The following is a 12,030-nucleotide window of genomic DNA, read 5'->3' as shown; positions in this document are numbered from 1 at the left end:
TTCGTCATGATCTGACCAGTCTTCCCGCCCGAGGACTCGGGCAACAAGACGACTCTCACAACGACTGGATCTAAAAAACGGGGTCAGCCCAGGTGTACCCACCCTCGACCAAGGCAAACAGAATGCTTGCATGGCCGTCTTCAGTGATACCCGAGACAAGCTCCTCTTGGGCGGTGGCGCCCGCCGCAACGTACCAACCGCTCTCAACCTCATACAGGTCGTAAAACTGCGCGATCGTGTCGTCGCACATCTCACAGTCAGGGGCGGAGACTGCGGCGGCAGGTTCGAAGTCACCAGTCAGCTGTAAATACGTGATGGCCTCGAACCAATACTCCAGCGCCGCCAACGCCCCCTCCTCGGTCTCCTCATAGATCTCAGCCGGAATCTCAGGCTCGGGCCAGTTCTGCGCGGGGCCATCCGAGGACGCAGGTACCGGCGTCGGGGACGGTTCGGGGTCCTCGGTCTCATCCCCGTCACGACCCGGCTGCTCCGGCTCCGAAGCTCCACCTTCCGGTGAGGTCTCCTCCGTGCTCGGCTCAGCATTGGACCCACCGAGTTCCGGTCCGGCATCGTTACCGCCGCAGGAACTCAGGAGGCACCCGAGAAACAGCACAAGACTCACCACACCAAGCCGACCCGCTGAAGTGTTCATGAACCTGTCCCGTCCATAGCGTCACTGCTGCTGAAGCACACACTAGACAGAACCGCCCCGGCGCAACAGGGCCGGGGCGGTTCTGTGGACGAGCGAAGAATCAGAACAATTGGCGGAAATTCGTCTTCGCGAGGTCGACGAGCTCATCGCCACGGCCGCTGAGCACGGTTCGCACCGCGTAGAGCGTGAAGCCTTTCGCCTGCTCAGCGGTCACGCTCGGCGGCATCGAGAGTTCCTGACGCTCGGTGACGACATCGAGCAGCGCAGGGCCATCGTGCGCGAGAAACTCCTCCACGGCCGCAGGAAGATCCTCAGATTTCTCGACTCGGATCCCCTTGATATCCATCGCCTCGGCCACCTTCGCGAAGTTGGGGTTCTTCAGCTCGGTGCCGAAATTGACGATGCCGGCAGCCTTCATCTCCACCTCGACAAAGTTCAGCGAGGAGTTGTTGTAGACCACGGTCTTGACCGGCAGCTCGTTCTGCGTGATGGTCAGCAGCTCACCCATCAGCATCGCCAGCCCACCGTCACCGGCGAGTGCGATCACCTGCTTCTCCGGCTCGGCCATCTGCACGCCGATCCCCTGCGAGATCGCATTCGCCATGGACCCGTGGCTGAACGAGCCGAGCAGCCGACGTCGGCCGTTCATCGTCAGGTACCGGCAGGCCCAGACCACCGGGGAACCGACGTCGGGCAGAAAGATCGCGTCGTCGTCGGCGGCGTCGTTGATCAGCTTGGTCAGGTACTGCGGATGGATCGTCCGCTTGGACGGGGTGGCCAGCGCGTCAAGGTCCTTGCGGGTCTTGGCGTAGTGCTTCGTCGCCCCATCGAGGTGTCGAGAGTCCTGGTGCACGTCGAGCCTCGGCAGCAGCGCCTCCACGGTGTCCTTGACCGAGCCGACCAGCCCGACATCGACCGGTGTGCGCCGGCCGATCTGGGAGCCGCGGATGTCGACCTGCACGACCTTCGCATGCTCGGGATAGAACTGCTGATACGGCAGATCCGAACCGAGCACCAGCAGGGTCTCGCAGGCGGCCATCGCCCGGTACCCGGAGGAGAACCCGAGCAGCCCGGTCATTCCGACGTCGTAAGGGTTGTCCCACTCCACGTGCTCCTTGCCGCGCAGCGCATGCACGATCGGCGCCTGCAGCCGCTCAGCGATCGCGAGCAGCTCGGCGTGAGCCCCGGCAGTGCCGGCCCCAGCCAGGATCGTCACGCGCTCGCAGGTGTTCAGCGCCTCGGCCGCACGGTCGAGATCCGTCTCGGCCGGGATGACCCGGGAGAGCATCGGCCGGATGCTCTCCGCCTCGGCCTGGACATCGGCGAGCGCCACATCGCCGGGGATCACCAGCACGGCGACCCCCCGCTTCTCGATGGCCTCGCGCATGGCGATGCGAAGCAGCCGCGGCATCTGGTCTGCGTGGGCGACATGCTCCACATAGACGCTGCACTCGCGGAAGAGCTCCTGCGGGTGGGTCTCCTGGAAGTAGGTAGACCCGATCTCCTCACTGGGGATGTGCGCCGCGATCGCGAGCACCGGAGTCCGCGAGCGCTGCGCGTCGAAGAGACCGTTGATCAGGTGCAGGTTGCCCGGTCCGCAGCTGCCCGCGCAGACGGCAAGCTCGCCGGTGACCTGGGATTCGGCGCTGGCGGCGAAGGCGGCGGCCTCCTCGTGCCGGGTGGGCACCCATTCGATGGTCCCCGCCGCGCGCAGCGCATCGGTCAGGCCGTTGAGCGAATCCCCGGAGATCCCGTAGATCCGCTCGACTCCGCTGGCGTGCAAGGTATCAACGATGTTCCGTGCGACTGTCGGCATGACGTCCTTCCCGAAAGAGTCGCCGCCACCTGCGCACAGGCCACGGCGCGTATCTCCGCAGTCTAGAACTCCAGGACGTATGCGCCTATGGGACATGTCACGCAGGGAACGACGACGGCGGCTCGGCCCCTCGGCCGGTGCGCCCGCGACAGCCCCACGTAGGCTGGCCCCATGCCGATCCACGACTCCCCCGCCGAGCACCCCATCCTCGAGGCCAGGTCTCTGCAGTCGACCCCGATCTATGACCTGGTCGAAGAGACCTTCAGCTTCGGGAGTGCCGGGGAGACGCTGACCCGCGCGTTCCTCAAGCACCTCAGCGCCGTGGCCGTGCTCGCGATCGACGAGCAGGACCGGGTCCTGTTGATCCGGCAGTACCGCCACCCACTGCGACAGAACATGTGGGAGATCCCGGCAGGTCTGCTCGACGCCGAGGGGGAGCCGATGCTCGACGCCGCAGCCCGGGAGCTCCACGAGGAGGCCGACATCAGCGCCGCCACCTGGCACACCCTGGCGGATTTCCACACGAGCCCCGGCGCCTCCAACGAAGCCATCCGGATCTACCTCGCCTCAGGGATCACGGAGACCCCAGAACATGAGCAGCACGCACGGGAGGGCGAGGAGGCCGAGATTCAGAAGGCATGGGTCCCGCTGACCGAGGCCGTGCAGGCGGTGCTCACCAGTCAGATCCGCAACCCCAGCGCGGTGACCGGCATCCTGGCGCTGCATGCAGTCAGGACCGGCGCCGGAGAGCTGCGCGCACCGCGAGCCCCCTGGGCCGATCACCCCCGCGGCATCGAACCATAATCCCTCGCGCCTTCGCGGGAGAAGTTCCGCTGGTCCATACCCGGTTTGAGCTTGAGGCACTGGGTGGGGGCCGCCTGGAAGAGATTCCGCTGCGATTTGGGCCACGTGGAGTCGATGACCTCGAACCTGGCGGCATGACTGAAAGAGCCGTGCATCAGCAGACGCATCCCATCGAGGTATCGAACTCTTGACTGCGCAATGGGCGACACCTAACGTGTAAGCAACTACTTACACACTGGAGGCGCCGTTGCCGCCCAAGGACCCATTGAGCGTCACCTTCAGCGCTCTGGCCGATCCCACTCGCCGTGACATCCTGAACCGGCTGCGACGTCGGCCGCTCACCGTGAGCGAGCTCGCCGCGCACTACCCGATGAGTCGCGCGGCCATCTCGCAACATCTGTCCGTTCTCGAGCGCGCTGAACTGGTGAGTCGCAATCGCCGAGGACAGTGGGTCGACTGCTCGATCACTCCGGCATCTCTAGACGAGGCGGGCCAGTGGATCGAGCAGCAGCGCACCGAATGGGACGACCGACTGAACCGGCTCGACAACTACCTCGCAAGCCAACCCGCACCTCAGGACGAACCAGCACGAGAAGAACCATCACAAGAACAACCAGCACAGGAAGGCGATACCGATGATCGATGACACCAAGGGCTTCACCCTCGCCCGAACCTTCGCAGCGACCCCCGAGGAAGTCTGGGAGGCATGGACAGACCCTGACGCCGCAGCACACTGGTACCACCCCGAGGGCGCATCCACACCACGCGAGAGTATTGAGATGGACGTACGCGTGGGAGGCCGCTATACCTACACGATGGTCAACGACGACGACGGCACCAGAGTGATCACCGCTGGCGTCTACCGAGAAGTGACGCCCTGCCAGCGCCTGGTCTTCACCTGGGGTGACCCGCTGGCCGAGCCGGAGGACACTCCCGTCATCACACTCGTTCTGACACCGACCGGAGAGGGAACCCGCATGACCTTCGAGTTCCGCGGGGCGGACGGAGCCGCAGGAGACAACTTCTTCTACGACGGCTGGGACAGTGCGCTGGATGTCCTGAGTGAGTACCTCAGCACACGCTGACGGCCCGGGCACCCACCAGCCAATCTCAGCTGGCCTTCTTCTTCTGACCTGATCCGCTGCTCTTGGAGGAGTCCTTGGAAGATCTGCCCTTTGCGGAGCCCTCGTCCGACTTCTTCGAAGAACCGTTCTCCGCGTCTCCGGCCGCTTTGCCGGAGCTCTTGCGCCGGGAATCCACGGACTGCTTCAGCGCCTCCATGAGGTCGATGACGTTGCCGTCGCCATCGTCCTCGTCCTCGAGGTTGCCGAAGGTCGCCTCGGTGTCGATGTCCTCACCGTGGGCGAGCTTCTCCTCCACCAGCGTGTGCAGCTGATCCTGGTACTCGTCCTTGAACCGCTCCGGATCGAAGTCCTCGGCGTAAGAGTCCACCAGCGAGCTGGCCATCTCTTGTTCTTTCTTGGTCAGCCGCGACTTGGGGATCTCGAACTCAGGTTCCCGCAGCTCATCGGCCCAGCGCAGCCCCTGCAGCACGATCACGTCTTCGCGCACCCGCAGCACCCCGAGCCGGGTCTTCGAGCGCAGCGTGAACGTCACGATCGCCACCCGGGAGGACTCCTCCAGGGTCCGGCGCAGCAGCACATAGGCTTTCGCGGATTTCCCCGAAGGCTCCAGGTAGTAGGACTTGTCCAGCACCATGGAGTCGATCTGCTCCTCGGGCACGAACTGCTCCACCGCGATCTCCTTGGAGTCATCCGCGGGCAGCTCGCCGAGCTCCTCCTTGGTCAGGATCACCGAGGACTCCCCGGAGTCATAGGCCTTGTCGATGTCCTTATAGTCGACCTTCTCGCCGCAGACCTCGCAGTGCCGCTCGTAGCGGATCCGACCGCCGTCGTCCTCATGGACCTGATGCAGAGACAGATCATGGCTCCGGGTGGCCGAGTACAGCTTGATCGGCACCGTCACCAGCCCGAAAGACACGTCGCCAGACCAGATCGCCCGCATGGGTCACTCCTGTCGTTGTTCCTGAGGGTCATTCCTCATTGCCGTTGTCTCATGACATCACAGCCGAAAGCTTCACGGCAGGCAAGACCGCGCTCGAGGAGAGCCCCGGCCGGAGCCGACTCAGTGATGCACCTGGCCCTCGCTCTGCCTTCTCGTCGTGGTCCGGACGATCACCAACCTCGGAGGTCTCCAGACCCGCTGTGCACATCAAAGGGGCACCGCCGATGATCGACGGTGCCCCTCTTGAGAAGTCCTGGAATCAGCGCTTCTTGCCCTTGTTCTCGTACTGCGAGAGCGCAAGGCCCAGCCCGAAGAAGGTGGGGGCCCAGTGGCCCACGAAGATGCCCCAGCGGTCGGCCTGTGGCTTGGAATCATCCTTCTTGAAGCGGGACGCGGTCCAGCTTCCGAAGGACAGGGCTACAGAGGCCAGCGCGGCGTTGTAGGCGTACTCTGAACGAAAACCGAGATTATGCAGTGTGGCCAGCATGTGACTCCTCACATCGAATCATTGTCAGTACCCGAAAGAATGTGGCACCTGACTAGAACCTATGGGTGGCGCCTGGTGATTCCATGGTGATTGCCTGCGCAGGGGCTCCGTGCTCCCCTCCGTTCAACGAGCTCAGGGCACACGAGCCACTCTGCGCAGGACCAGGATTGCCGGTGTCAGCGGTGGAATCTCTCTACTCGGGCTCGGTCCGCAGACTCAGGCCACCGACGTCGTCGATCTCGATCACGGAGTCGAGATCCAGCTGCGCGAGGAACCGAACGTCGTGGCTCACGACGAGCAGCGCCCCGCGATAGGCGCCCAACGCCTCGGCCAGTTGTTCCACGCTGGTGATATCGAGGTTGTTCGTGGGCTCATCGAGGATCAGCAGCTGTGCCGGCGGTTCTGCCAGCAACAGCCGCGCAAGGCTGACTCGGAAGCACTCTCCCCCGGACAGGCTGGAGACGGGGCGGTCCACCACGGAGCCGCGCAGCAGCAGTCGAGCCAGTTGATTGCGGATCTCACCGGCCGGCAAGGACGGGGCCGCCAGTTGCACGTTCTCCAGGGCCGAGCCTGAGTCATCAAGGTCATCCGAACGCTGCGGCAGGTATCCCACCCGGTCGGTCAACAGCTCACCGGTGATCCCACCCCCAGAAACTCCTGAATCAGATCCGCCGCGCACCAGGTGCTCGAGCAGGGTCGTCTTCCCCGAACCGTTGGGTCCGGTCAGCGCGACACGCTCCGGGCCCTGCAGGATGATGCTGCGGGACCCGTCCCGAAGCTCGGCGATCCGGCGGCTGCGCGGCACCGCAGGGTCCGGCAGCGTGAGGTGGATGTGCTCCTCGTCCCTGACCTTGGCATCCGAGGCGTCTAATGCAGCCTGGGCGGCCTGAACCTTGCCCTCGTGGGTGGCGCGCATGGCACCCGCCGAGACCTGTGCCTTGCTCGCGCGGTTCCCCGCCAGGATCTTCGGGATCCCCCCGCTGGCCTGGGTCCGCTTACCGGCCCGCTCCCGGCGGGCATTCTTGGTCTCCGCCTCGATGCGCTGCTTCTTCTCGGTCTTGAGCGCCTGCTGGGCGGTCCGCGCTGCTTGAACCGCCGCGGCCTGCTGCTGCGCGAGGTGCTCGCTGAACTGGCTGTAGGGGCCCCCGAAAACCTCGAGCCGGCCGGCGTGGAGCTCCGCGGTGGAGTCCATGTGCTCGAGCAGCTCGAGGTCGTGACTGATCACCACCAACGTGCCCGGCCAGTCGTCCACGAACTCAGCGAGCTGGGCTCGCGTGCGGCGATCCAGGTTGTTGGTCGGTTCGTCGAGCAGCGTGACCGGGGTCCTGCGCAGCCGCAGCCCGGTGACGGCGATGAGCATCGCTTCACCACCGGAGACCTCAGTGACCGGACGCTGCAGATCAGCCACGGAGAATCCGATCCGCTGGAGCGCCTCCTCGGCTCGGGACTCGATGTCCCAGTCATCGCCCACGTCCTCAAAGTGCCGGACGGCCGCGTCGCCCGCCTCTATCGCGTGCAGCGCCCTCAGGGTGGGCTCGATCCCGAGCAGCCCGGCCACGGTCCTGCCGTGACCGAGCGTGAGCGTCTGGGCAAGGTAGCCCACGTCGCCGATGGTGCTGATGTGACCCGCTGTTGGAGTCAGCTCTCCGGCGATGAGCCGAAACAACGTGGACTTGCCGGTGCCATTGCGCCCGATCAGTCCGGTCCGACCGGTGGTCATGGTCCCGTTGAGCTGCTCCAGGACGGACGTGCCGTCGGGCCATTCGAAGGAGAGGTCGTGCAGGGTGATGGCTGAGGGTGCTGGCATGGGATGAAGTCCTTCGGTCCTCGCCCGGGATGCGGGCGGATGCGGGCGGATGCGCTGAAAATGGTTCCTCCGGGCGCTGGAACTCGCTGCGGCGGAGGGCATAGTCCCGGACGTGCGGACCACTCACGAAGCGGTGCCGGAGAACGGCGATCGCAGAAGAATGGAGTGGGAAGCTGCCACCGGCGGCGCGGGAACGCGCTCTGGCCGGCGGCCACCGAACGTCAGGTGGCTAGGCGTTGTCGACTTCGGTATCCATGAGTTCAAGCTACCAGCCAGCTGCCGGTGAGCGCCTCCTGCTGACGCGGAATTCCGTGAGAGTCAGTTCCGGGTGGAAAGGTACGCCGCCAGTCCCAGACCGCCCAGCACGGCCGAGACATCCCGTGGAGAATGAGCACCAGCCGACGACGGCGGCAGGTGGGCCGCCACATGCACCCACTCCCCTGCCTGATTGGGCAGGGAGAGCGCGGAGCTGTATCCGCGCTGCGCGCCGACCGCGGTGAGCTCAAAGCCCGAGAGGGTCTGATGCCGGACCCGGCGGGGTCCGTAGCCAGGCAGGGCCGAGGCGAGACCGGCAGGTTCGAAGACCTTGCCCATCCAGCCGTGGAGCAGCTGCCGGGCCTCAGAGGAAGCTCCCCCAGCCACCGCTGGATCATCCTCTGGGTCGTCGAGGGTCCCGAGGGAGCGCAGCAGCTGACACGTTGAGGCGGCGGTGGCGGACCCCAGCAGGCCCTCACCCCAGGACTCACCGGATTCGAGTCCGGACAGCTGCACCGCATCGAGCCGGAGCGAGCTCGTGAGACCCCCGGCCTCGGAGAGCAGGTCGACGCCTTCGGCGGCCGCGAAGTCCAGCAGTGCGAGCACGCAGGCGCCGTCGCCGGTGGAGAGGACCAGGTTCACCGCGTCCTCCACGCTGAGCTGCAGCTCTCCGGACATCAGTCGCAGGGTGCCCGTGCGGGCTCCGGCGCGGTGGTCCCTGGAGACCGTGAGGGAACGTTCCAGGAACCCTTCGTGGCTCTGGCCCAGATGGGCCAGGGTCAGCCCGAGGAGGAGTTTTCCGATGCCGCCGAGGTCATGCGGCTCATCCGCCCTGGATTCTGCCACCACCCCGGAAAGCCCGGCGTCACCGACCGCGAACCGCAGCTGCGGATACGCCGCCGCGCATTCCTCGAGAGTCAACATCCGCACCTCAGCGACCACGGGCCCACTCCTGAACGGCCAGTCCCAGCTCGGCGAACAGATCGAAGACCGCCACCCGTCCGGGGAGCCCGGAGGGCAGCTGTGTCGGAATGTTCTCGGCGTAGGCCGCGACCGCCGCCAGCGGCACACCTGATGCCGAGAGCGCGAGTCCCACCTGGGAGAGGCTGCGCAGTCCTCGCCCGTTCTTCTCCGCGAACCGGATCTGCGTGCAGGCCACTCCCAGTGCAGGCGTGAAGAGTCCGAGCATGGCTTCCCGGGCGAACGCGCACAGCTCCACCGAGAGCATCAGCTGGGCGGCGGCGGTGTCATCCACGCAACCGCGTCCCAGCTTCTCCAGCAGTCGGGACTGATCCCGCGCCGTCGTCGTGGTGAGGGTGTCCAAAGAGTGACTCCAGGTCAGGTCGCCGGTGCGGGGGAAGATCTCGCGGTGCAGCGTGGCGTGCAGGCCCATCCAGGCGCAGTAGTCATTGACCCATTGCAGCGGGTCCGGGCGAACCGAGCCGATGGCGGCGAAGACCAGCTGGGTGCAGATGTTGTCCGAGGTGCTCATCATCTGCAGCAGGGAGTCGCGCAGGCTCAGCGAGATCCCGGCGGAGAGGTTGCGCATGATCCCGGCCTGGACGCCGTCCTTCATCTCCTCGGTGATCACCGAACGGTCCTCCAGGCTGAGCTCGCCGGTCTCGACCAATGCCAGGCAGGCCAGGAGCACGCTGACCTTGCGGGTGCTGAAGGACGCGACGGCGCGGGTGGCGTCTTCACCGATGACCTCACCGGTGCCTACGGTGCGGATCATCCAGGAGAGCGCGAAGGGCTGATCTGCGGCCAGACGGGTGACCGCAGTCTCGAGGTCCCGCAATGACTGCTCCACAAGACTCCTCGTCACCAGGCCGGTCGGACAGATCCAGCATAATCGCGACACACACTTGCGAGGCGTGCCCGTCCGAAACGGGCGAGGCCTCGCACTGGACGAGGAACAGAATCGGCTGCGACTCCACGCTGGTGTGTCGAGGAGGGGGACGCTCCCCCACCTGGCCGCAGGTGAGGACGCCCCTTCATGGTCGATCCCAGGCGAGGCGCCTCCTGCGGGAGGCCCTGCAGAAACAGCTGCCAGCAACTACTCAGATGTCGTCCTCGTAGGCAGGTCCGCCCTCACTCTCCCAGCGGCCCAGCTGGCGGGTCTTGGAGGAGTTGTACTTGCGGCGCACCCCATAGCCGCCCTGATCATCCTCGTCAAAGAAGACAGCACCGAACCCTTCCAGGGCAACACGCAGCTTCTTCTTGGCTTCGAGGTCCAGTCCGCATCCGCGGTGCTCGAAGTCGCGGACCCGTGCGGGCTCGAGGGCGGCCGCTTCACTCACCTCATCGACGGAGACCTGGGTGAGCGCACGTGCTGCCCGGGCCAGGTCGGGGGTCAGCGGGGCGAGGTATCGTTTCATCTTCCCAGTGTGTCAAACACCACACTTTTCGGGAATGGTCGCCAGAACGGCATCGCAGTCACCCATCAGAGATCGGAGCGAACACCATGCAGAAGACCTCGCTGATCGCATTGTCACGGCATGAACTCGAGCAGGCCCGCGAAGCCTCCAGCGGCAGGAGCGCGAAGACGGTCTTCGGCGGACACGAGCATCAGCTGCGGCAGACCGTCATCGCACTGCGTGCAGGTGAGGAGCTCTCCGAGCACGAGAACCCGGGGGAAGCCACTCTGCAGGTGTTGGAAGGCCGGGTCTTGCTGAAGTCCGGTGAGGCGTCCTGGAACGGATCGCCCGGAGATCTCCTCACCATCCCCGACGGACTGCATTCGCTGGACGCGGTCGAGGACTCCGTCATCATGCTCACGGTGGTCAAGCTGCGCTGAGCGAAGCCTCCCCAAAGGTCCCCCTGAACCGCCTAGGCGTCAGGCAGGTGGGGCATGCGGACCGCTGGGCGCATTAGGGTTGGAGCATGATCAACGAAGACGCACGACTGCCCCAGGACATCCTGCACGAACTGCCCGGCTCCAACGCGGTGATGAAGCACGGTGTCGCTGTCGACGCCGCCCGCTGGCGCGCCGAACTCTCCAAGCGCGGCCTCCCCGAACTGACCGGGATGCTCCGCAGCCTGGATAAGGTCTCGCTGACCCGCCGCGACGTGTTCGAGATCGGTGACCGCGAGCGCACCGCCGAGAACGCCTTCCAGCTCTTCTACTACTCGCTGTCCTGGGGCCTCGGACCCAAGGTTCCGCGTCTGCACCACCGCCTGGACAACTTCGCCTCTCACCGCGAGGAAGCCTCCGAGCTGCTTGTCTCCGCATGGAACGCAGCCCGCAGCGAAGAGTTCGCCAAGGATGCCTTCAGCATCCTGACCACTGAGGACGGCGCAGGCCGGATCCCGTGGTTCGGCCCCGCGTTCTCCACGAAGTTCCTCTACTTCGCCCAGGGCGCGGCCGCGCAGCCGAAGCTCCTCAGCCTGGATCGCGACATCGCCGCGAACCTCGCCCGCGACGCCTGGCCCGATGCCACCACCGACGTCTGGGTCCCCGAGGTCTACGAGCAGTACTGCACCCTGCTGACCGAATGGGCCGATGAGGCCTCCCAGGACTCCTCCGTGGACCGCACGGTCCGCGCCGATGAGATCGAACTGGCGATCACCCGCCGGGCATAAGACACTCCGCAGGAAACGCCACGCGGCGGGCGCCATCCAGGTGCCCGCCGTGTGTGTCCTGGATCACAGAATTACCCGACAAGCCGTTCTAGATTGAGGTCATAGGTTCTCACCTCAAGAAAGGACGATCCGATGTCTGCTCCCACTGCAGCACACGGAACACCAAGCACCGCAAGGCCCACCAGCTCGATGGGACAGATGGTCTCTGCCGGGATGCTAGGCGGCCTTGCGGGCGGGCTCGTCTTCGGAGCCCTCATGGCCATGATGGGCATGTTGCCGATGATCGCGTCCCTGGTCGGAAGCAGCTCGGCTGGAGTGGGCTTCGGCGTACACCTCGTCATCTCGGCCCTCATCGCATTGGGCCTTGTGGTGCTTCTCGGTCACGTGTTCTCGAGCTACGGCCGCGGAGCACTCATCGGCCTGATCTACGGCGCTCTCTGGTGGGTCTTGGGCCCGCTGCTGATCATGCCCCTGATGATGGGGATGCCGGTATTCGTCCTCGACGCGACAGCGCTGTGGAGCCTGATGGGCCACCTCATCTACGGCCTCATCCTCGGCGTGGTCGTCGTCGCGGTCCTGAATCGGCGCAGGTAGAGGCCCGG

14 protein-coding genes are annotated in these 12,030 nt (G+C 65.5%); 6 read left to right on the top strand and 8 right to left on the bottom strand.

The annotated features are described in order from the left end of the window. Positions 1-70: 70 nt before the first annotated feature. The gene (locus tag EV640_RS11200) at positions 71-652 is read right to left on the bottom strand and encodes a DUF6318 family protein (RefSeq protein WP_133726454.1); all 582 of its coding nucleotides are present in this window, start codon (positions 650-652) and stop codon (positions 71-73) included. 100 nt (positions 653-752) lie between these two features. After that, a complete protein-coding gene (poxB, locus tag EV640_RS11195) occupies positions 753-2,468 on the bottom strand; it encodes a ubiquinone-dependent pyruvate dehydrogenase (protein ID WP_133726453.1) in 1,716 nt (571 codons plus the stop codon). Between the two features lie 171 nt (positions 2,469-2,639). Between poxB and EV640_RS11190 the strand changes: the two genes are divergently transcribed. The 3 genes from EV640_RS11190 (at position 2,640) to EV640_RS11180 (ending at position 4,357) form a co-directional block, all read left to right on the top strand. Further along, the gene (locus tag EV640_RS11190; RefSeq protein ID WP_133726452.1) at positions 2,640-3,272 is read left to right on the top strand and encodes an NUDIX domain-containing protein; all 633 of its coding nucleotides are present in this window, start codon (positions 2,640-2,642) and stop codon (positions 3,270-3,272) included. A gap of 265 nt (positions 3,273-3,537) precedes the next feature. After that, entirely contained in the window at positions 3,538-3,918 is a 381-nt protein-coding gene (locus EV640_RS11185) for an ArsR/SmtB family transcription factor (protein ID WP_243832303.1), read from the top strand. After that, entirely contained in the window at positions 3,908-4,357 is a 450-nt protein-coding gene (locus EV640_RS11180) for an SRPBCC family protein (protein WP_133726450.1), read from the top strand. The genes EV640_RS11185 and EV640_RS11180 overlap by 11 nt, the downstream gene beginning before the upstream one ends. A 25-nt stretch (positions 4,358-4,382) precedes the next feature. Here EV640_RS11180 and ku read toward each other — a convergent pair whose 3' ends face one another. The 6 genes from ku to EV640_RS11150 all read right to left on the bottom strand — a co-directional run bounded on the left by ku (position 4,383) and on the right by EV640_RS11150 (position 10,224). After that, positions 4,383-5,297: a non-homologous end joining protein Ku gene (gene ku, locus EV640_RS11175; RefSeq protein ID WP_133726449.1), complete on the bottom strand. Its 915-nt coding sequence runs from the start codon at positions 5,295-5,297 to the stop codon at positions 4,383-4,385. 259 nt (positions 5,298-5,556) lie between these two features. Beyond that, the gene (locus EV640_RS11170) at positions 5,557-5,784 is read right to left on the bottom strand and encodes a hypothetical protein (RefSeq protein WP_036473899.1); all 228 of its coding nucleotides are present in this window, start codon (positions 5,782-5,784) and stop codon (positions 5,557-5,559) included. Positions 5,785-5,977: 193 nt separating this feature from the next. Next, a complete protein-coding gene (locus EV640_RS11165) occupies positions 5,978-7,591 on the bottom strand; it encodes an ABC-F family ATP-binding cassette domain-containing protein (protein WP_133726448.1) in 1,614 nt (537 codons plus the stop codon). Positions 7,592-7,909: 318 nt separating this feature from the next. Then, positions 7,910-8,788, bottom strand: coding sequence for a serine hydrolase (locus EV640_RS11160; RefSeq protein WP_133726447.1), 879 nt, complete (start codon positions 8,786-8,788; stop codon positions 7,910-7,912). After that, positions 8,778-9,656 (bottom strand): serine hydrolase, encoded by an 879-nt coding sequence (locus EV640_RS11155; RefSeq protein ID WP_133726446.1) that lies wholly within the window; start codon positions 9,654-9,656, stop codon positions 8,778-8,780. Before EV640_RS11155 ends, EV640_RS11160 begins: the two co-directional genes overlap by 11 nt. A gap of 250 nt (positions 9,657-9,906) precedes the next feature. Next, complete coding sequence (locus EV640_RS11150; protein WP_133726445.1) at positions 9,907-10,224, bottom strand: hypothetical protein; 318 nt, start codon at positions 10,222-10,224, stop codon at positions 9,907-9,909. Positions 10,225-10,310: 86 nt separating this feature from the next. Between EV640_RS11150 and EV640_RS11145 the strand changes: the two genes are divergently transcribed. The 3 genes from EV640_RS11145 (at position 10,311) to EV640_RS11135 (ending at position 12,022) form a co-directional block, all read left to right on the top strand. After that, positions 10,311-10,643: a cupin domain-containing protein gene (locus EV640_RS11145; RefSeq protein WP_036473906.1), complete on the top strand. Its 333-nt coding sequence runs from the start codon at positions 10,311-10,313 to the stop codon at positions 10,641-10,643. Positions 10,644-10,729: 86 nt separating this feature from the next. Next, positions 10,730-11,428 carry an 8-oxoguanine DNA glycosylase OGG fold protein gene (locus tag EV640_RS11140; RefSeq protein WP_036473908.1) on the top strand — a complete coding sequence of 233 codons (699 nt, stop codon included), beginning with the start codon at positions 10,730-10,732 and terminating at the stop codon, positions 11,426-11,428. A 132-nt stretch (positions 11,429-11,560) separates the two neighbouring features. Further along, positions 11,561-12,022 carry a hypothetical protein gene (locus EV640_RS11135; RefSeq protein ID WP_243832302.1) on the top strand — a complete coding sequence of 154 codons (462 nt, stop codon included), beginning with the start codon at positions 11,561-11,563 and terminating at the stop codon, positions 12,020-12,022. Positions 12,023-12,030 lie beyond the last annotated feature (8 nt).

This window comes from Nesterenkonia aurantiaca (assembly GCF_004364585.1).
GTDB lineage: Bacteria > Actinomycetota > Actinomycetes > Actinomycetales > Micrococcaceae > Nesterenkonia > Nesterenkonia aurantiaca.
This window is presented reverse-complemented; position numbering and strand designations above follow the sequence as displayed.

Excerpts from the sequence above, each read along its gene's own strand:
- EV640_RS11200 (WP_133726454.1), bottom strand. The coding sequence starts at position 652 with ATGAACACTTCAGCGGGTCGGCTTGGTGTGGTGAGTCTTGTGCTGTTT.
- poxB (WP_133726453.1), bottom strand. The coding sequence starts at position 2,468 with ATGCCGACAGTCGCACGGAACATCGTTGATACCTTGCACGCCAGCGGA.
- EV640_RS11190 (WP_133726452.1), top strand. The coding sequence starts at position 2,640 with ATGCCGATCCACGACTCCCCCGCCGAGCACCCCATCCTCGAGGCCAGG.
- EV640_RS11180 (WP_133726450.1), top strand. The coding sequence starts at position 3,908 with ATGATCGATGACACCAAGGGCTTCACCCTCGCCCGAACCTTCGCAGCG.
- ku (WP_133726449.1), bottom strand. The coding sequence starts at position 5,297 with ATGCGGGCGATCTGGTCTGGCGACGTGTCTTTCGGGCTGGTGACGGTG.
- EV640_RS11170 (WP_036473899.1), bottom strand. The coding sequence starts at position 5,784 with ATGCTGGCCACACTGCATAATCTCGGTTTTCGTTCAGAGTACGCCTAC.
- EV640_RS11165 (WP_133726448.1), bottom strand. The coding sequence starts at position 7,591 with ATGCCAGCACCCTCAGCCATCACCCTGCACGACCTCTCCTTCGAATGG.
- EV640_RS11150 (WP_133726445.1), bottom strand. The coding sequence starts at position 10,224 with ATGAAACGATACCTCGCCCCGCTGACCCCCGACCTGGCCCGGGCAGCA.
- EV640_RS11145 (WP_036473906.1), top strand. The coding sequence starts at position 10,311 with ATGCAGAAGACCTCGCTGATCGCATTGTCACGGCATGAACTCGAGCAG.
- EV640_RS11140 (WP_036473908.1), top strand. The coding sequence starts at position 10,730 with ATGATCAACGAAGACGCACGACTGCCCCAGGACATCCTGCACGAACTG.
- EV640_RS11135 (WP_243832302.1), top strand. The coding sequence starts at position 11,561 with ATGTCTGCTCCCACTGCAGCACACGGAACACCAAGCACCGCAAGGCCC.